The sequence below is a fragment of the Rhizobium sp. BK602 genome (genome assembly GCF_014195095.1).
Classification (GTDB): domain Bacteria; phylum Pseudomonadota; class Alphaproteobacteria; order Rhizobiales; family Rhizobiaceae; genus Rhizobium.
On record NZ_JACIBC010000001.1, the window covers coordinates 44,400 to 62,188 of the forward strand.

At 62.0% G+C, this 17,789-nt stretch carries 18 protein-coding genes; 11 read left to right on the forward strand and 7 right to left on the reverse strand.

Annotation, left to right across the window (positions count from 1 at the left end):
- Positions 1-42: 42 nt before the first annotated feature.
- Together guaD and puuD are read right to left on the reverse strand one after the other, a co-directional pair.
- On the reverse strand, positions 43-1,350 hold the full coding sequence (guaD, locus tag FHX11_RS00225) for a guanine deaminase (RefSeq protein WP_184353872.1): 1,308 nt from the start codon (positions 1,348-1,350) through the stop codon (positions 43-45).
- Entirely contained in the window at positions 1,347-2,585 is a 1,239-nt protein-coding gene (gene puuD / locus FHX11_RS00230; RefSeq protein ID WP_184353874.1) for a urate hydroxylase PuuD, read from the reverse strand. The genes guaD and puuD overlap by 4 nt, the downstream gene beginning before the upstream one ends.
- A 208-nt stretch (positions 2,586-2,793) precedes the next feature.
- On the opposite strand from puuD, the gene FHX11_RS00235 reads away from it, so the two are divergent.
- Positions 2,794-3,126, forward strand: a complete 333-nt coding sequence (locus FHX11_RS00235; RefSeq protein WP_184353876.1) for a hypothetical protein — start codon at positions 2,794-2,796, stop codon at positions 3,124-3,126.
- Here the strand turns inward: FHX11_RS00235 and FHX11_RS00240 are convergent.
- Positions 3,120-4,028 (reverse strand): LysR substrate-binding domain-containing protein, encoded by a 909-nt coding sequence (locus FHX11_RS00240; protein ID WP_184353878.1) that lies wholly within the window; start codon positions 4,026-4,028, stop codon positions 3,120-3,122. The genes FHX11_RS00235 and FHX11_RS00240 overlap by 7 nt on opposite strands.
- A 102-nt stretch (positions 4,029-4,130) precedes the next feature.
- On the opposite strand from FHX11_RS00240, the gene FHX11_RS29870 reads away from it, so the two are divergent.
- The gene (locus tag FHX11_RS29870; protein ID WP_246780858.1) at positions 4,131-4,334 is read left to right on the forward strand and encodes a hypothetical protein; all 204 of its coding nucleotides are present in this window, start codon (positions 4,131-4,133) and stop codon (positions 4,332-4,334) included.
- Here the strand turns inward: FHX11_RS29870 and xdhC are convergent.
- From xdhC to FHX11_RS00260, 4 genes are all read right to left on the reverse strand, one after another.
- Positions 4,307-5,122: a xanthine dehydrogenase accessory protein XdhC gene (xdhC, locus tag FHX11_RS00245; protein ID WP_184353880.1), complete on the reverse strand. Its 816-nt coding sequence runs from the start codon at positions 5,120-5,122 to the stop codon at positions 4,307-4,309. The genes FHX11_RS29870 and xdhC overlap by 28 nt on opposite strands.
- 301 nt (positions 5,123-5,423) lie before the next feature.
- Entirely contained in the window at positions 5,424-7,760 is a 2,337-nt protein-coding gene (xdhB, locus tag FHX11_RS00250) for a xanthine dehydrogenase molybdopterin binding subunit (protein ID WP_184353882.1), read from the reverse strand.
- Positions 7,761-7,763: 3 nt separating this feature from the next.
- Complete coding sequence (gene xdhA, locus FHX11_RS00255; protein WP_184353884.1) at positions 7,764-9,236, reverse strand: xanthine dehydrogenase small subunit; 1,473 nt, start codon at positions 9,234-9,236, stop codon at positions 7,764-7,766.
- Positions 9,237-9,306: 70 nt separating this feature from the next.
- Entirely contained in the window at positions 9,307-10,083 is a 777-nt protein-coding gene (locus FHX11_RS00260; RefSeq protein ID WP_184353886.1) for a 3-hydroxybutyrate dehydrogenase, read from the reverse strand.
- A gap of 232 nt (positions 10,084-10,315) precedes the next feature.
- Between FHX11_RS00260 and glpK the strand changes: the two genes are divergently transcribed.
- The 9 genes from glpK (at position 10,316) to FHX11_RS00305 (ending at position 17,763) form a co-directional block, all read left to right on the forward strand.
- A complete protein-coding gene (gene glpK, locus FHX11_RS00265; protein ID WP_184353888.1) occupies positions 10,316-11,812 on the forward strand; it encodes a glycerol kinase GlpK in 1,497 nt (498 codons plus the stop codon).
- Positions 11,813-11,983: 171 nt separating this feature from the next.
- A complete protein-coding gene (locus FHX11_RS00270; protein ID WP_184353890.1) occupies positions 11,984-12,793 on the forward strand; it encodes a membrane-anchored protein in 810 nt (269 codons plus the stop codon).
- A gap of 297 nt (positions 12,794-13,090) precedes the next feature.
- The gene (locus FHX11_RS00275; RefSeq protein ID WP_246780859.1) at positions 13,091-14,020 is read left to right on the forward strand and encodes a serine hydrolase; all 930 of its coding nucleotides are present in this window, start codon (positions 13,091-13,093) and stop codon (positions 14,018-14,020) included.
- Between the two features lie 62 nt (positions 14,021-14,082).
- Positions 14,083-14,457 carry a YciI family protein gene (locus tag FHX11_RS00280; protein WP_184353894.1) on the forward strand — a complete coding sequence of 125 codons (375 nt, stop codon included), beginning with the start codon at positions 14,083-14,085 and terminating at the stop codon, positions 14,455-14,457.
- Positions 14,454-15,710 carry an RNA polymerase sigma factor gene (locus FHX11_RS00285; protein WP_184353896.1) on the forward strand — a complete coding sequence of 419 codons (1,257 nt, stop codon included), beginning with the start codon at positions 14,454-14,456 and terminating at the stop codon, positions 15,708-15,710. The genes FHX11_RS00280 and FHX11_RS00285 overlap by 4 nt, the downstream gene beginning before the upstream one ends.
- Positions 15,711-15,808: 98 nt before the next feature.
- Positions 15,809-16,279 carry an SRPBCC family protein gene (locus FHX11_RS00290; RefSeq protein ID WP_184353898.1) on the forward strand — a complete coding sequence of 157 codons (471 nt, stop codon included), beginning with the start codon at positions 15,809-15,811 and terminating at the stop codon, positions 16,277-16,279.
- Positions 16,280-16,454: 175 nt separating this feature from the next.
- Positions 16,455-16,967: a GNAT family protein gene (locus FHX11_RS00295; RefSeq protein ID WP_184353900.1), complete on the forward strand. Its 513-nt coding sequence runs from the start codon at positions 16,455-16,457 to the stop codon at positions 16,965-16,967.
- Between the two features lie 119 nt (positions 16,968-17,086).
- Complete coding sequence (locus FHX11_RS00300) at positions 17,087-17,341, forward strand: type II toxin-antitoxin system prevent-host-death family antitoxin (RefSeq protein ID WP_184353902.1); 255 nt, start codon at positions 17,087-17,089, stop codon at positions 17,339-17,341.
- Positions 17,341-17,763 (forward strand): type II toxin-antitoxin system VapC family toxin, encoded by a 423-nt coding sequence (locus tag FHX11_RS00305; protein ID WP_184353904.1) that lies wholly within the window; start codon positions 17,341-17,343, stop codon positions 17,761-17,763. Before FHX11_RS00300 ends, FHX11_RS00305 begins: the two co-directional genes overlap by 1 nt.
- Positions 17,764-17,789: the final 26 nt, after the last annotated feature.

The window sequence follows — 17,789 nt, forward strand, 5'->3', positions numbered from 1 at the left end:
GAATGGTTCGCTTCCGGAGATGGGGCTATTCTCTCAACGAGATCACTTCAAGGTCGATTTCATAGCCTTGCCGGCGACATAGGTCTCTGCAATCGCCCGGTCGTCGCCCATGGTCTGCAGCAGGAACAGTTCTTCCGTGAGGCTCTTCACCACTTCCATCTTCAGCGCCATGGCCGGCGTGGCGGCGGCGTTGAGAATGGTGAGGTCGGCGTCGGTGCCGACGTCGAGCGTGCCGATCCTGTCGGCGAGCGACAGGGCCTCGGCATTGCCGCGCGTCATGTAATAATAGCTTTCCAGCGGGTTCAGGCGTTCGCCGAGGAGCTGCTGGATCTTGTAGGCCTCGTCCATGGTGCGCAGCATCGAATAGCTGGAGCCGCCGCCAATATCGGTGGCAACGCCGATGCGCACCGGCTTTTCACGGCGGGCGAGCGCCTTCAGCGGAAAGAGGCCGGAGCCGAGGAAGAGGTTGGAGGTCGGGCAATGCACCGCGACCGCGCCGGCCTCGCTCATGGCATCGGCTTCGCGCTCGGACAGGTGGATCGCGTGGCCGAAGAGGCTTTTGCGGCCAAGCAGGCCGTAGCGGGCATAGATATCCGTGTAGTCGATCGCCTCCGGATAGAGCTCGCCGGTGAATTTGATCTCGTCGTGGTTCTCCGAGAGATGCGTCTGGATGTGCAGGTCCGGGAATTCACGAGCAAGGGCCGCGGCCGCTTCCATCTGCGCTGGCGTGGAGGTGATGGCGAAACGCGGGGTGATGGCGACGTGGTTGCGGCCCTTGCCGTGCCAGTCCGATATCACCTGGCGGGTCTCGTCATAGCCCATCTCGGGCGTATCGAGCAGGCCCTGCGGCGCGTTGCGGTCCATCATCACCTTGCCGCCGACCATGCGCATGTTGCGGCGCAGGGCTTCGGCAAAGAAGGCGTCGGCCGAGGTCTTGTGCACGGAACAATAGGCGACTGCCGTCGTGGTGCCGTGGCGGATCAACTCGTCGTAGAAATGGGTGGCGATGCGCTCGGCATGGGCGCTTTCGACGAAGCGGCATTCCTCGGGGAAGGTGTAGGTGTTCAGCCATTCCAGGAGGTTGGCGGCATAGGAGGCGATCACCTGCATCTGCGGGAAATGCAGGTGCATGTCGATGAAGCCCGGCAGGATCAGGTGCGGGCGGTGGTCGACTTCGGTTACATGCGCCGGCGCCTTAGCCTTGACGTTCGCATAGGGGCCGACAGCGGTGATGACGCCATTTTCGATCAGCAGGCCGCCATCGCTTTCATACGAATAGCTGTCCGTGTCATCGAGGCTCTGCGGCGCATGCTTGAAGGATAGCAGGCGGCCGCGCAAAAGGGTGGTCATTGGTGTTTTTCTCCGACGGAGCTTTCGAACCAGGCGACCAGCAATTTGCGCTCCTCCGGCGTCACCTCGGTGACGTTGCCGGGAGGCATGGCGTGGCTGCGGCCGGCCTGGATATAGATCTCGCGGGCATGCATAGCGATTTCCGCGTCATTTTCCAGCCTTACATCCTTCGGCGCCCGGGCAAGGCCTTCAAAAACCGGCTCGGCGGCATGACACATCGAACAGCGCGTCGAGACCATCTGCTTCACCGCCGGGAAATGCGCATCCGACGCGAATTGCTGGAAGGCGGGCGCGACGGCTTCGGCATCCTTCTCGCCGGTCAGCACCTTCGGCACGGTCGACAGCCACATGATGAGGATGAAGAGGATGACGGTGACGATCCAGGTCCAGGTCGGACGACCCTTGCGGGCATGGGTGGTGTTGAACCAATGGCGGATGGTGACGCCCATCAGGAACACCAGGGCGGCGATGATCCAGTTATAGGCGGTGCCGAAGGCCAGCGGATAGTGGTTCGAGAGCATGAAGAAGATGACAGGCAGCGTCAGGTAGTTGTTGTGCAGCGAGCGCTGCTTGGCGATGCGGCCATATTTCGGGTCGGGGGTGCGCCCGGCGATGAGATCGGCGACCACGATCTTCTGATTGGGGATGATGATCATGAAGACATTGGCCGACATGATCGTCGCGGTGAAGGCGCCGAGATGCAGGAAGGCGGCGCGGCCGGTGAAGAGGTGCGTATAGCCCCAGGCCATGAAGACGAGGACGGCATAGAGCACCGCCATCAGGCCCCAGGTATTGTTGCCGAGTGGCGACTTGCAGAGCAGGTCGTAGACGATCCAGCCGCCGGCCAGCGAGGCCAGCGAAATGATGATGGCGGCGGGGACGCTGACGTCGAGCACATGCCGATCGATGAGGAAGAGATCGGCGCCGCCATAATAGACGATGCAGAGCATCAGGAAGCCGGAGAGCCAGGTGAAATAGCTCTCATATTTGAACCAGGTCAGGTGCTCGGGCATCGTGGCCGGCGCCACCAGATATTTCTGGATGTGATAGAAGCCGCCGCCATGCACCTGCCATTCCTCGCCATAGGCGCCGGGCGGAAGATGCGGGCGCTTCACCAGCCCGAGATCGAGCGCGATGAAATAGAAGGACGAGCCGATCCAGGCAATCGCGGTGATGACGTGGAACCAGCGGGCAGCGAAGGCCAGCCATTCCCACGCTATGGCGTATTCATACATTCAGTTCCCCTTTTCTTCCTCCGACTCGACACCTTGCAAAATGTTGGGGACGGAGGGAAGGGGGGAGTTTGATGTGTCAGGGAAAAGCGACACTCTTGTCGAGCGTCCAGCTCGCATTAGATCAGAATATGGCGAGTTGTGAAACGCCTGCGGCTGCTTTGAGCGGGCTGCGTCCGCGGTGGCCGTCCATTTCGACGGAGAATTGCCCATGCGTGGTATTCTGGCGTTCGTATTCTTTCTTTTTGCTACCGCGGCGATGGCGCATGATGCACCGTCCGGCTGGACCTATGATCCCTATTGTTGCAATGGCGACAGCGAGACCGGCGATTGCGAGATGATCCCGTCCCGCACGGTCACCGTCATCCCCGGCGGCTATCGGATCATGTTACAGCCGGGCGATCATCGTTATGTGACGCATGCCCATATTTTCACGTTGCCGCAGGGCAAGACGATGCGTTCGCCCGATGGCTCCTATCACCTGTGCCTGTTTCCGGACGAGAACACGCCGCGCTGTTTCTACGCGCCTGACATGGCTTATTGAGGTCTATCCAACGGCATGCCGAATTCGCCGAGAATCCAGTCCCTGAAGGCGCGGATTCTCGGTGTGTGGCGTCTGGTTTCGGGATAGGCGAGCCAATAATCCACGCCGTCCGTCGAAAGGATGTCGAAAGGCTGGATCAGCCGGCCCGACGCCAGATCGTCGGCATAGAATTCCGGCGTCAGGACGGCGACGCCTTGTCCGGCTATGGCTGCGCTTGCCTCGAAGGATTGCGCGCCGAGCCTGCTTCGCGGTCTTCCCTGCAGGCCGGGGTCGGGAACGCCGGCCTCTTCGAACCATTGCGTCCACCAGGGATCGCCGGCATCGATGATGCGCAGCTTGAGAAGATCGGCGGGTTGATGGACGCCGCCTATGGTCGCGGCCAGGTCCGGGCTGAGCATCGGCGTGAAATACATTTTCATCAAGAGATGCGCGCGCAGGCCCGGCCATGTGCCGCGCCCAGCGCGGATAGCGATATCGGAGGGTTCGTGGGCAAAGTCGATGATCGAGGCGGAGGTGGCGAGCCTTACCGCGATATTCGGATGCTTGAGCTGAAACGAGCCGAGATGGCGTGCGAGCCATTGCGAGGCAAATGTCGGCGTCGAATGAATGAGCAGCGTGGTTTCCGCGCCGCCGCCGCTGGCAGACGCCGTTGCTTCGCTCAGCATGCCGAAGGCCTCGCTGACCTTCGGTGCCAGCTGTTCGCCTATTTCCGTCAGCGCGATTTGGCGTGGACGCCGCAGGAACAGCGGCTCGCCGACAGTCTCCTCCAGCAGTTTGATTTGATAGCTGACGGCCGTCTGCGTCATGCCCAGTTCCTCGCCGGCGCGCGTGAAGCTGCCGAGCCGGGCGGCGGCCTCGAAGACGCGGAGCGCGTTCAGCGGAAACTGTTTCGACAGTTTCATGGATAAGTTCTCTTTATGTATGTAGATGAAGGTTCGATTGGAATTTCAGCATTTTCAGCGGCAAACTGCAATCCATATCATCGATTGGTTTGAGGTGTTGTCATGGCTTGCCAAGCTGTTGAGCAGGTGAATATCGCGAGGCCTTCCGCTCTGGAGCGAGTGCTGACGGTTTTGTCAAAGGTCGTTCCTGGCCGGGCGGAGTCGGCGCCACGCCTGGATCTGGAGGAGATGTCCGATCGGCTGAAGCGCGATCTCGGATTTCTCGACGGACGCGAACCCTATTGTGAAGACAGGCGGGTGCGGTAGGCCGCAAATGTCGTCAGAAGCTCGGCGGCCGTCATGGCGGCGATGACCTCGGGACGCTTGTCCTTTACCGCCGCGCCGCCGATCGGCAGCGTCAGCCGGTCGAGCGAAGCCTTGTCGCCGCCTTCGCGGGCGAGCCAGCTGGAGAACGTCGCGCGCTTGGTCGCCGAGCCGATCATGCCGACATAGGCGAGATCGGTCCGGGCAAGTGCCTGCTGGGCGATCAGGAAGTCCAATGCGTGGTCATGCGTCAGAATGACGATGGCGGAACCGGCGGGGATTTCCGAGATCAGGGCCTCCGGCATGGCAACGAGACGGGCGCTGATATCGGCAGGAAGCTCGTCCAGCTCCTCCTGACGCGTCTCGATGACCGTGGTGACAAGCGGCAGCGGCTTCAGCGCGATCGCCAAGGCGCGACCGACATGACCGGCGCCGAAGAGATAGACGTCCGGCCAGTCTCCGCTTTCGTCCCGCAGCCGCCGTCTCAGCGCCTCGATGACATCGGGCGTTGCCGGGCGGCAGCGGAGCTGCGTGCGGCCGCCGCAGCATTGGCCGATCTCGGGGCCGAGCGGAATATCCATGAATTCCGTGCCGCCACCCGCCAGCATCGCGCGGGCATTGCCGATCGCCAGATATTCGAACTGTCCGCCGCCGATCGTTCCCCAGATATGCTCCGCCGAGACCAGCATGAACGTGCCGGCCTCGCGCGGCGTGGAGCCCTGCGTGCCGGTAATTTCAATCAGGATGGTGCGTAGGTTTTCGGCAAGGAAGGTTTCGAGGGGTTGGGTCATGAGTTCGGACCCTTGGAGTATGAGGAGAGTGTGTACCCCCCTCGTCCTTCGGACCTTTCGGGACATCTCCCCCACAAGAGGGGAGATCGTCGGGAGTTTGCCGCGCCATCGGTGGAAGCAATAAACCCAGCTTCAGCAGATACAGTCTTTGCGTGGTGCGAGATGGTGCCACGGGTTGCCAATCTCCCGCCTTGTGGGGGAGATGCCCCGAAGGGGCAGAGGGCGGGCGTTCGGCGCGAAGCAACGAACACCCTGAGCGTGAGCGAAGGGTATCCCTTACCAGGCTGCCCCTCCCAAACCATCACATCCCCTTCAACCGCTCGACCGCCATCAGCACCCGTTCCGGTGTTGCCGGCGCGTCCAGCCTTGGGCAGACGCGGTAGTCGGCGACGCTGGCGACGGCCATGGACAGGGCTTCGAGCACCGAGATGCCGAGCATGAAGGGCGGTTCGCCGACGGCCTTGGAGCGGCCGATGGTGGCCTCGGCATTTTCGGACCATTCGGCAAGGCGGACGTTGAAGATCTTCGGCCGGTCGGAGGCGAGCGGGATCTTGTAGGTCGAGGGCGCGTGGGTGCGCAGCCGGCCCTTGGCATCCCACCAGAGCTCTTCGGTGGTCAGCCAGCCCACGCCCTGCACGAAGGCGCCCTCGACCTGACCGATATCGATGGCCGGGTTCAGCGAACGACCGACATCGTGGAGGATGTCGGTGCGGTCGATCAGATATTCGCCGGTCAGCGTGTCGATCGATACTTCCGAGCAGGCGGCGCCATAGGAGAAATAGTAGAAGGGCGTGCCGCGGCCGGCTTTGCGGTCCCAATGGATTTTCGGCGTCTTGTAGAAGCCGGCGGCGGAAAGTTGCACGCGGGCGAAATAGGCCTGCTTGATGAAATCCGGGAAGGGAATTTCACTGTCACCAACGCGCACGCGGTTCGGCAGGAACTGCACCTCCTCGACGCCGACGCCCCATTTTTCCATCGCGAAGGCGACGAGCCGTTCCTTGATCTGCCGGGCGGCATCGAAAGCTGCCATGCCGTTGAGATCGGAGCCGGAGGAGGCGGCGGTGGCCGAGGTATTCGGCACCTTGCCGGTCGTGGTGGCGGTGATCTTCACCCGGTCGATATCGACCTGGAAACTGTCGGCCAGCACCTGCGCCACCTTGGTATAGAGACCCTGGCCCATCTCGGTGCCGCCGTGGTTCAGATGGATCGATCCGTCCTGATAGATGTGCACCAGCGCGCCCGCCTGGTTGAAGGCGGTCATGGTGAAGGAGATGCCGAATTTCACCGGCGTCAGCGCGATGCCCTTGCGGATGAAGCGGCTGGAGCGGTTGAATTCGATGATGGCGTTGCGCCGCGCCTGATAGTCGGAGGTTTCCTCCAGCTCGTCGACGATGCGGTGGATGATATTGTCCTCCACCTCCTGGTGATAAGGCGTCAGCGTCCGGCCAGAACCGGGCTGGCCGTAGAAATTGGCGCGGCGGATTTCCAGCGGGTCCTTGCCGAGCGCATAGGCGATCTCCTCGATGAAGCGCTCGCCGCCGACCATGCCCTGCGGGCCGCCGAAGCCGCGGAAGGCGGTGTTGGAGACGGTGTGCGTCTTCAGTGGTTTCGATGTGAGATGCACATGCGGGTAGAAATAACTGGAATCCGCATGGAACAAGGCACGGTCGGTGACCGGGCCGGAGAGGTCGGAGGAAAAGCCGCAACGGGCGGCATAGGTCGCGTCGACCGCATGGATGTGGCCGTCATCGTCGAAGCCGATTTCATAGTCGACCAGGAAGTCGTGGCGCTTGCCGGTGGCGGCCATGTCCTCGTCGCGGTCCGGCCGGAATTTGACCGCGCGGCCGAGCCTCTTGGCGGCGACGGCGGCGAGCGCGGCGAACTGGTTGCCCTGCGTCTCCTTGCCGCCGAAGCCGCCGCCCATGCGGCGCACGTTGACGGTGACCGCGTTGGACGGAATGTTCAGCACATGGCCGACGATGTGCTGGATCTCGCTCGGATGCTGGGTGGAGGACCAGACGGTCACTTCGTCATCCTCGCCGGGGATCGCCATGGCGATGTGGCTTTCGAGATAGAAATGCTCCTGGCCGCCGATGCGCATCTGCGCCTTGATGCGGTGCTTGGCATTGGCCATCTCGGTTTCCGGCTCACCGCGCTTCAGCGTCATGGGCTCGTAGACCAGCGGTGCGCCATTGGCGAGCGCGCCGTCGATGTCGCTCCAGTGCGGCAGGTCGTGATAGTCGATTCTGGCAAGGCGTGCGGCGCGGCGAGCCGCATCGCGGGTCTCGGCAATCACGGCGAAGATCGGCTGGCCGTGAAACTCGACCTTGGTTTCGGCGAGCAGCGGCTCGTCATGCATGCCGTTGGAGCTGGTGTCGTTGACGCCGGGAATGTCCTTGCCGGTGAACACCCAGACGACGCCCGGATAGGCCTTGACGGCGGAAAGATCGATGCCGGCGATGTCGGCATGGGCGCGGTCGGAAAGGCCGAGCGCGCCATGCAGCAGGCCGGAGGGTTCCGGCAAATCGTCGATATAGTCGGCGGCACCGGTGACATGCTTATGCGCTGAATCGTGTTTCAATGACCCGTGCATCGAGCCGTTGATCACCTTGCGTTCCTCGAAGGTGGACTTGTCCATGGTTCAGGCCTCCACCGTTGCGAAGCGCTGCAATTCCTGCGGCGCACCGGCCGTTTCCAGATAGAAGCGGATGAGCAGGTTCTTGGCGGTCAGTTGCCGGTATTCGGCGGTCGCGCGCCAATCCGTCAGCGGCGTATAGTCGGCGTCGAAGGCGGGGCGGGCTGCGGTGACGGTCGCCTCCGTCCAGGGCTTGCCGATCAGTTCGGCCTCGACCGTGCGGGCACGCTTCGGCGTGCCGGCCATGCCGCCGAAGGCGATGCGGATATCGGCGACATTGCCGGCATCGTCCAGCGAGAGATGAAAAGCGCCGCAGAGCGCCGAAATATCCTCGTCGCGGCGCTTGGAGATCTTGTAGACGGCGAAATGACAGTCTTCGGCGGGGTAGGGTACGAAGATGCTCTCGACGAACTCGCCGGGATTGCGGTCCTGTTTGCCATAGTCGATGAAGAAATCTTCCAGAGGCAGCGTACGCGTACCGGCAACCGAGCGCAGCCTGACGCTCGCACCGAGCGCGATCAGTGGCGGCGGCGTGTCGCCGATGGGTGAGCCGTTGGCGATATTGCCGCCGATCGTGCCCATGTTGCGCACCTGCTCGCCGCCGATGCGGTTGATCAGGCTTGCGAAAGCGGGGATTTTTTCGGCGATGGCGGCAAAGGCGCGGCTGTAGGTGACGCCGGCGCCGATGGTCAGGCCGCTCTCGCCCACGGTGATCTTCTGCAGGTCGGTCAGGTGATTGATGAAGACGACCGGGTCGAGCTTGCGCATCTGCTTGGTGACCCAGAGGCCGACATCGGTGGAGCCGGCGACGACCGTCGCCTTCGGCTCGTCGGCGAGGATCTGGGCAAGGGCGGGAACCGAACCCGGCACGATCAGGCGGTCGCCGTCGGAAGAGGTCATGGTGATGGTGTCGTCGCCCTGCATGGCCCAGAGCCGGGCGATGATGTCGGCCCTGGTCTTTTCCAGCGGATCGAAGAGGGCGCTCGGCCGCTTATGGCTCACCTGTTCGGCCGCCTTGACGATCGGCTCGTAGCCGGTGCAGCGACAGAGATTGCCCTGCAATGATTTCTCGATCTGCGCCCGGCTTGGTTTTTCGGTCGATAGCCACAGGCCGTAGAGCGACATGACGAAGCCCGGCGTGCAGAAGCCGCATTGCGAGCCATGGCAGTCGACCATGGCCTGCTGCACCGGATGCAGCGTGCCGTCCCTGGCGGCCAGATGCTCGACGGTGACGACATGGGTCGCGTGCAGGGAGCCGACGAAACGAATGCAGGCATTGACGGATTCATAGTGCAGGCCGCCGTCGACCAGCCGTCCGACCAAGACCGTGCAGGCGCCGCAATCGCCTTCCGCGCATCCCTCCTTCGTACCCGTCAAATGCCGGTTGAGACGCAGGAAATCGAGGAGCGTCTCGGTAGGGCGCAGGCTGGAAAGCGTCATATCCTCGCCGTTGAGGATAAAGCGGATGCTGTCGTTCATGTCGTTCCCAATTATCTTTTGTCGGTCAGGGCCGGATAGGTCAGGCGAATCCGGCCCTAACCGTCTATCGTTATTCCGCGGTCCAGCCACCGTCAATCGAGACGTGGGTGCCGGTGATCTGGCGGGCCTCGTCGCTGGCAAGGTAGACCGACAATGCGCCGATCTCTTCGGCCTTGACGAATTCATGCGTCGGCTGCGCCTTGAGGATCACCTCGTTCTTGACCTGCTCCTCGGTCATCCCGCGCGCCTTGGCCGTGTCCGGGATCTGCTTTTCGACCAGCGGGGTCAGGACGTAGCCGGGGCAGATGGCATTTACCGTGACGCCGAATTCGGCGAGCTCGAGCGCCACCGTCTTGGTCAGGCCCAATATACCATGCTTTGCCGCGACATAGGCGGATTTGAACGGGGAGGCGACGAGGGCGTGGGCCGAGGCGATGTTGATGATGCGGCCGTATTTCTTCGCCTTCATCAGCGGCACGGCGGCGCGAATGGTGTGGAAGGAGCTCGACAGATTGATGGCGATGATCTGGTCCCATTTCTCGATGGGGAAATCCTCGATCTTCTCGACATGCTGGATGCCGGCATTGTTGACGAGGACGTCGACGCTGCCGAAGGTCGAATTGGCGGTCGCGATCAGGTCGGCGATCTCGGCGGGCTTGGTCATGTCGGCCGGATGGTAGATCACTTTGCCGCCGCCCGAGGCTTCGAGCGTGTTTCTGATGGCATCGATCTCTTCGGGCTTGCCGAAGCCGTTGAGGACGATGTTGTCGCCCTTGGCGGCGAAGGCCGTCGCGATGGCGAGGCCGATACCGCTCGTGGAACCGGTGACAACGACTGTTCTTGCCATGATCTTCTCCTTGGACGCGCGCCGTCTTGTTGCAGCGCAATAGCGGTCTGAGGTTAGTCCCAAACCTGCGGATATGGCAATCGCACCGCTGCAAGACTCTTTTGCGACAGAGGTCTTCATATATTCGCGAGCTGAAAGGCGGTCTTTTCGACAAAAATTTCGTTTTGCTTTCTTTTCACATTCGTTTTGCTGCCGTATCTGTTGTTAGGGAAAAAATTAGAGGGAGGACCGCATGGGCGGTTATGTCTTGGCGATCGACCAGGGGACGACGTCGACACGGGCGATCGTTTTCGATGGCAACATGAAGGTTGCCGGCGTCGGGCAGAAGGAATTCACCCAGCATTATCCGAAATCCGGCTGGGTCGAGCACGATGCCGAGGAGATCTGGGCTTCCGTCCTGTTCACGGCCGGCAAGGCCATCGAGGCCGCCGGCATCACGGCCAAGGACATTGCCGCGCTCGGCATCACCAATCAGCGCGAAACCGTCGTCGTGTGGGATCGCGAGACTGGAAAGCCGATCCACAATGCCATCGTCTGGCAGGACCGCCGCACCGCGAGCTATTGCGACAAGCTGAAGCGGCAGGATCTGGAAAAGCTCTTCACCCGCCGCACCGGCCTGCTGCTCGACCCTTATTTCTCCGGCACCAAGCTGTCCTGGATGCTGGCCAATGTGAAGGGCGCGCGTGCCCGCGCCGCCAAGGGCGAGCTCTGCTTCGGCACGATCGACACCTTCCTGATCTGGCGTCTGACCGGCGGCAAGAGCTTCGTCACCGATGCGACCAATGCCTCGCGGACGCTGATGTACAATATCGCCAATAATGAATGGGACGAGGATCTGCTCGAGATCCTGCGCGTGCCGGCGGCCATGCTGCCCGAGGTGAAGGATTGTGCCGCCGATTTCGGCATCACAGAGCCGTCGCTGCTCGGTGCGGCGATTCCCATTCTCGGCGTGGCGGGCGACCAGCAGGCGGCGACCATCGGCCAGGCCTGCTTCGAGCGCGGCATGATGAAATCCACCTATGGCACAGGCTGTTTCGCGCTGCTCAATACCGGTGCGGATATCGTGCGCTCGAAGAACCGGCTGCTGACGACCATCGCCTACCGGCTGAACGGCGAGACGACCTATGCGCTGGAAGGTTCGATCTTCATCGCCGGGGCGGCGGTGCAATGGCTGCGTGACGGGCTGAAGGCGATCCAGCGCGCTGCCGATTCCGGCGCCTTGGCGGCGAAGGCCGATCCGACCCAGGACGTCTATCTCGTGCCGGCCTTCACCGGCCTCGGCGCGCCGCATTGGGACCCGGACGCCCGCGGCGCGATCTTCGGGCTGACGCGCAATACCGGCCCGGAGGAAATCGTCCGCGCCGCGTTGGAGGCGGTCTGCTACCAGTCGCGCGACCTGCTGGATGCCATGCACAAGGATTGGCGCAACGGCAGTGGCCGCGAGACGGTGCTGCGCGTCGATGGCGGCATGGTCGCGTCGGACTGGACGATGCAGCGGCTTGCCGACCTGCTGGATGCTCCGGTCGACCGTCCCACTATCCTCGAAACCACCGCGCTCGGAGCTGCCTGGCTCGCCGGCAGCCGTGCCGGCGTCTGGCCGGATCGCGATGGTTTCGCCAAGGCATGGGCGCGCGACAGGCGGTTCGAGCCGGCCATGGACGAGAAAACGCGAAGCGTCAAACTCAAGGGGTGGAAGGACGCCGTGCGGCGGACGCTGAGCGCGGGATAATCGACCGGCGAGGCCCATCTCTCACCTCAGGTTATGCCGTGTAAGATTTGTTTATTTTCCTTCCGTTAGGAGAAGCAGCGATAGTCGTCCCGCATCCGATCCTGCCGTCGCAGGACCGGGTGCGGGATCGATTTTTTGGATGAACGCCTTCTGGGGATATCAAGGCGCGTAATGGCTGCTCAATTTTCGGAACTGAAGAAACATATTTATCGGCAGATCAAGTATCATGTGTCCCGGCCGAAGCCGCCTGTCCTGGCGGAGCCGTTTCGCGGCCCCGTCCTCGTGGTCGGTTCGGCGCCGGTGTCGCACAAGCCGGTGGATTTCGACGAGACCTTCCGGGTCATCACCATCAACGGGTCCCAGGTGGTGACGAAGGCATGGGGCATCGAAGCGCCCGACGTGGCGCTCGTGCAGTTCAACCAGATCGAGGGAACGAACACCAATGCCGTCGAAGTGCGGCGCGTTCTCAATGGCGAGCGCGCCAAAATGCTGTACGTTCTGCTGTGGCGCAAGGAGCGGCAGCGGCTGGAAGACGGGCTGAAGGCCTTCAATTATCGCTACGACAAGCTCGAGATCGTCGATCGCTACAAGCGTATGGCGCTGCTCGATAGGGTGGGCGGCGTCAAATGCAGCGAACTGGGCGCCGACGACAAATGCTCGAACGGCATCAACGCCGTGCTTTTCGCGCTCTACAACGGCGCGACCGCGGTCATCATCACCGGCATCAACCCGGATTCCGGCGGCCATGTCTATAATCAGGAAAACCTGACCCGCCTGCATGTCCGCAAGGACAGAGAGGTCCTGTTGCGGCTGATCGAGCGCGGCTATCCGGTCTTCACCAGCGATCCGGCCGTGTCACAGTCGGTTGGCTTGCCGCTATGGGAGGGCAAGGCGAAAGCTGGGCAGGCGTCCCAAGCAGCCGCAAAGGTTGTCCGGCCTTTCTCGAAACCGGCAACTATTCTGGACCCGTCCCCAAACTGATCGGATCATAAGGCGTCGCCCATTTCTTAATGATCGGTGCGCCTTGTTGACGGCATTGCTGCTGGGGAAAGCGGCATGCGCCCTGATGTCGCGGAAACCTGCCGGGCGCGCTTTAGTCAACGAAAAGACTTATTCGCCCGGAAATTCGATGCCGACGTTTGAAACAGGGCATCGGCTATGCGTGTCATCTGGTTGCTATTCGTTGGACTGCTATCGAGCCCGGCTTGGGCGCAGGCCGTCCCTTCGGCCGAATGGACACATGTATCTCCCCAGACTTCCGGATGGTCGGCGCCGCAATTGGGCGAGGCGAAGGCCTTTGCCGACGCGCATGATGTCAGCGCCGTCATGGTGGTCCAGCATGGATCCGTCGTTGCCGAATGGGGAGATACGAGCAAGCCGATGGAACTGGCTTCCATCCGCAAGAGCCTGCTCGATTCCCTGATCGGGATCGCCGTCGCGCAGCATCAGATCGACCTTGCCGGCACGCTCCAGCAATTGGGTGTCGACGACAAGCCACCATCGCTGTCCGATCAGGAAAAGCAGGCGACGGTCCGCATGCTTCTCGAGGCACAATCCGGAATCTATCATCCGGCGCTCTATGAAACGGAGGCGATGGCCGCGCGGCGGCCGCAGCGCTTCAGCCATGCGCCGGGAACGTTCTGGTATTACAACAATTGGGACTTCAACGCCCTCGGCACGATCTACGAAAAGGCGACCGGCACCTCCATCTATGACGCTTTCGAGGACGAGATCGCGCGGAAGATCGGCATGCAGGACTACGACCCGCATGCGCAGCACAAGGTTCGCGGCCGCGCGTCGATCCATCCCGCCTATACGTTCCGGATGAGCACGCGGGATCTTGCCCGCTTCGCTCTCCTTTTTCTGGATGGTGGGCGCTGGAACGGGCAGGAAATCGTTCCCCGGCAGTGGGTGCGCGACAGCACCACGCCCTATTCGGACGCCGATCATGGGTTCGGATACGGCTATCTCTGGTGGACCGCCGACCGGCCGTTGCCGGCCACCGATGCGAGCGCCAATGCGTTTCACCTTCCGACGGGCGCCTATTTCGCCTGGGGCGCGGGCGGGCAATATGCCTTTGTCATCCCGCAGGACGATCTGGTCATCGTCGAACGCACCGACCGCGATCTGCGGCTAAAGTCTCCCCGGCTGCATGAGGTGGCCAATTTGATTGGCCTTATCCGCCAAGCCGGGCATCTCCAGCAATAAATTTTGACGTCGCCTGTCGGAGCGGGCGATACTCCTGCGTCTTTAGGGGAGAGGAGCAACGCATGCTGTACGCAATCCTGTGCTACAACGACGAAGATACGGTGTTTGCCTGGTCCAAGGAGGAGGAGCAGGCGACGATGGACCGTTTGATCGCGGTGCAGAAGCCGCTGGGCGAGGCCGGCAAGCTCGGCCCGGTCGCGCGGCTGATGCCGACGACGGCGGCGACGACGTTGCGTAAGGGCAAGAACGAACCGCTGGTCATTGACGGCCCCTTCGCCGAGACGAAGGAGCAATTGCTCGGCTTCTACGTCATCGACTTTGAGACACTCGACGAAGCAATTGAATTTTCGAAGAAACTGGCGGCTGCCAATCCCGGCGTCGGCTCCTATGAGATCCGGCCGCTTTATGTCTTCAGACCGGGGACGCTCGCGACATGACGGATATTGCCTGGATCGATATCGCGCTGACCAATGCCCGGCCGCAGGTGGTCGGTGCTCTGCTGCGCTATTTCCGCAATCTCGACATCGCCGAGGAGGCGTTTCAGGAGGCCTGCCTTCGGGCCTTGAAGACCTGGCCGGACAAGGGGCCACCGCGCGATCCCGTCGCCTGGCTGATCTTTGTCGGCCGCAATAGCGCCATCGACGCGGTGCGCAAGCAGGCGAAGACGCAGGCTCTCCCGGACGAGGAGGCGATCTCCGATACCGGCGATGCTGAGAGCGATCTTGCCGAGCGGCTCGACGGCTCCAACTATCGCGACGATATCCTGCGGTTGCTGTTTATCTGCTGTCATCCGGACCTGCCGGCGACGCAGCAGATCGCGCTGGCGCTGCGTGTCGTCTCCGGCCTCTCGGTGGCGCAGATCGCCCGCGCCTTCCTCGTCAGCGACAGTGCCATGGAACAGCGCATTACCCGCGCCAAGGCGCGGGTTGCCGCCGCCGGCGTGCCCTTCGAGACGCCGGGCCCGGTCGAGCGGGCCGAGCGGCTGGCGCTGGTGAGCGCCATAGTCTATCTCATCTTCAACGAGGGCTATTCTGCCGGCGGGCCGGGGCGCGAGGCCTCTGCTTTCGCCGACGAGGCGATCCGCCTCGGCCGATTGCTGCTGCGCATCTTTCCCGGTGAGCCCGAGGTGATGGGTCTGCTGGCGCTGATGCTGTTGCAGCAATCGCGGCAGGCGGCGCGCTTCGATGCAGATGGGCAGATCGTGCTTTTGGAAGACCAGGATCGATCGCTCTGGAACCACACGCTGATCGACGAGGCGCTGGCCATGCTCGACAAGGCGATCCGCCATCGCCGTCCCGGTCCTTATCAGCTTCAGGCGGCGATCGCCGCGCTGCATTCGAGGGCCAAGCGGGCCGAGGATACCGACTGGGCGGAAATCGATCTGCTCTACCAGACGCTGGAGCGGGTGCATCCATCGCCGGTGGTGACGCTGAACCGCGCCGTCGCCGTCGCCAAGCTCAAGGGACCGGAAGCCGGACTCGCCCTGATCGAACCTTTGGCGGACCAGCTCGACAGCTATTTTTATTTTCATGGACTTAGAGGTGGCTTGCTCATGCAATTGCAACGGGCGCAGGCGGCACGTTCGGCCTTCGACCATGCCATCGCGCTTGCCCGCTCGCCTGCGGAGGCTACGCATATCCGTCACCAGCTCGACCGCTTGAGCGCCACGGCTCCGGCGATCGCAAAGTAGCCGCCGAGTTGTCCGGTCCCTGTCGGGATAGGACAGCCCCAAACGTCCTGGGACATGGGCCGATCGGGCCGTTTCACATTGGAGAGAGAGATTAGACCATGACCGAACAGACCGCACGCCACGAGCTTTCGCTGACCCGCATCATCCACGCGCCGCGCGAGACACTCTATCGCTGCTGGACGGAGGCGGAGCTTGTGAAGCAATGGTTCGCGCCGCTGCCCTGGACGATTTCTGCCGCCGAACTCGATGTCCGCGCCGGCGGCACCAGCTCCGTCACCATGCGTAGCCCCGAAGGCGAGGATTATCCGAATGTCGGTGTCTATCTCGAAGTGATCCCCGACGAACGGATCGTCTTCACCGATGCCTTCACCAGCGCCTGGGTGCCGTCGCCCAAGCCTTTCATGGTGGGAACCATTCGGTTCGAGGATATCGGCAGCGGCAAGACGCGCTATACCGCGACGGTCCTGCATTGGACGGAAGAGGACCGCGAGAGCCATGAGGCGATGGGTTTTCACGAGGGCTGGGGCCAATGCACCGACCAGCTCGCGGCGCTGGCGGCCAGGATCTGATTTCCCGAGTCATATCCGATGGATGTGCCGAAGCCCTATGCTTGAGATTCAGGAGCGAAAGCTTGGGCCGGGGGATCGCGCGAGCTTCGGAAAATGAGTCCGCGTCGCCGCCGAAGCTGTTGATTTCGGATTCGATTTGCTAAGGCTCGCCCACCAGGGATGAGAGGAGTGAGCCATGCTGCACGTCACCATAGCGCCGGTCGCGCAATCGGACGCCGAGGACCTGATCGCGGCCAATGTCGCGAGCCGCGCCTATCATGCGCCTTGGGCCTATCCATTCGTCGATCGCGATGGCTTCGACGCCTGGTTCGGGCATACGGTGACCGGGCCTAATATAGGCCTGGTGGCGCGCGACGCCGCTACGGGCGGCATCGTCGGCGTGGTCAATATCAGCCAGATGGTCTGGGGCGGGTTTCGCAGCGCCTTTCTCGGCTATCACGGCATGGTGGGTTTTGCCGGCCGCGGTTTCATGACCGAGGCATTGCGCCTGGCGGTTGCCCATGCATTCGATACCGTCGGCCTGCATCGGCTGGAGGCCAATATCCAGCCGGCGAACCAGGCCTCCATCGCGCTGGTCCAGAGGCTCGGTTTCCGCATGGAGGGATTCTCGCCCAAATATCTGAAGATCGGTGGTGTGTGGTGCGATCACGAGCGCTGGGCATTGCTGGCCGACGATCCGAGGCTCTGATGTTGAACGTGAGGTGGTTCGGAGGGTGATTCCAGAGCGGTGGCGAAGCGGTTGATTTCGGATTCGAATTGCCTATCTCTCATGTATGTAGTAACTTCTCTACAAATGGAGTTCGGGCGATGACGGTCATGAGCAGTCGGGAGTTCAATCAAGACACAAGTGGCGCCAAACGCGCCGCCGCCGAAGGTCCGGTTTTCATCACGGACCGCGGCAAGCCCTCGCATGTCTTGCTAAGCATGGAAGAGTATCTGAAATTGGCAAAGAAGGGACCGACTGTCGCCGAGGCGTTTTATTCCCCGGGTGCGGATGAGATCGATTTGGAAATCCCGAGACTCGACGGCGACTTTGGTTTCAAACCGGCCGATTTTTCATAATGTATCTGCTGGATACGAATGTCATTTCAGAGCTTAGAAAGCTCAGCAACGGAAAGGCCGATCCAGTCTTTGCCCGATGGTTTGATGCCATCGCGCCGGATATTCTTTACACCTCGGTCATCACGCTTTTTGAAATTGAAAATGGCATACTGCTTCTTGAGCGACGCGATCCTTCACAGGCCAAAATCCTTCGAGACTGGTCCGAGAAGGTAAGGACCTCTCTCCACGGGCGTATCTTATCCATCGACGAGCCTGTGGCCATGCATTGTGCCGCGACGTTCGTCCCCAATCCGCGACCCTGGCGTGACGCCTTCATCGGATCGACGGCTGCCGTTCATCGCTTTACGCTCGTCACCCGCAATGTCCGCGATTTTCAAGGATTGGATATCGACATCGTCAATCCGTGGATCGGCGCAGCCTGATCCTTCCTCATCAACATTATCGAACA

Coding starts and splice junctions, on each gene's coding strand:
- guaD (WP_184353872.1), bottom strand. CDS start 1,350: ATGACCACCCTTTTGCGCGGCCGCCTGCTATCCTTCAAGCATGCGCCG.
- puuD (WP_184353874.1), bottom strand. CDS start 2,585: ATGTATGAATACGCCATAGCGTGGGAATGGCTGGCCTTCGCTGCCCGC.
- FHX11_RS00235 (WP_184353876.1), top strand. CDS start 2,794: ATGCGTGGTATTCTGGCGTTCGTATTCTTTCTTTTTGCTACCGCGGCG.
- FHX11_RS00240 (WP_184353878.1), bottom strand. CDS start 4,028: ATGAAACTGTCGAAACAGTTTCCGCTGAACGCGCTCCGCGTCTTCGAG.
- FHX11_RS29870 (WP_246780858.1), top strand. CDS start 4,131: ATGGCTTGCCAAGCTGTTGAGCAGGTGAATATCGCGAGGCCTTCCGCT.
- xdhC (WP_184353880.1), bottom strand. CDS start 5,122: ATGACCCAACCCCTCGAAACCTTCCTTGCCGAAAACCTACGCACCATC.
- xdhB (WP_184353882.1), bottom strand. CDS start 7,760: ATGGACAAGTCCACCTTCGAGGAACGCAAGGTGATCAACGGCTCGATG.
- xdhA (WP_184353884.1), bottom strand. CDS start 9,236: ATGAACGACAGCATCCGCTTTATCCTCAACGGCGAGGATATGACGCTT.
- FHX11_RS00260 (WP_184353886.1), bottom strand. CDS start 10,083: ATGGCAAGAACAGTCGTTGTCACCGGTTCCACGAGCGGTATCGGCCTC.
- glpK (WP_184353888.1), top strand. CDS start 10,316: ATGGGCGGTTATGTCTTGGCGATCGACCAGGGGACGACGTCGACACGG.
- FHX11_RS00270 (WP_184353890.1), top strand. CDS start 11,984: ATGGCTGCTCAATTTTCGGAACTGAAGAAACATATTTATCGGCAGATC.
- FHX11_RS00280 (WP_184353894.1), top strand. CDS start 14,083: ATGCTGTACGCAATCCTGTGCTACAACGACGAAGATACGGTGTTTGCC.
- FHX11_RS00285 (WP_184353896.1), top strand. CDS start 14,454: ATGACGGATATTGCCTGGATCGATATCGCGCTGACCAATGCCCGGCCG.
- FHX11_RS00290 (WP_184353898.1), top strand. CDS start 15,809: ATGACCGAACAGACCGCACGCCACGAGCTTTCGCTGACCCGCATCATC.
- FHX11_RS00295 (WP_184353900.1), top strand. CDS start 16,455: ATGCTGCACGTCACCATAGCGCCGGTCGCGCAATCGGACGCCGAGGAC.
- FHX11_RS00300 (WP_184353902.1), top strand. CDS start 17,087: ATGACGGTCATGAGCAGTCGGGAGTTCAATCAAGACACAAGTGGCGCC.
- FHX11_RS00305 (WP_184353904.1), top strand. CDS start 17,341: ATGTATCTGCTGGATACGAATGTCATTTCAGAGCTTAGAAAGCTCAGC.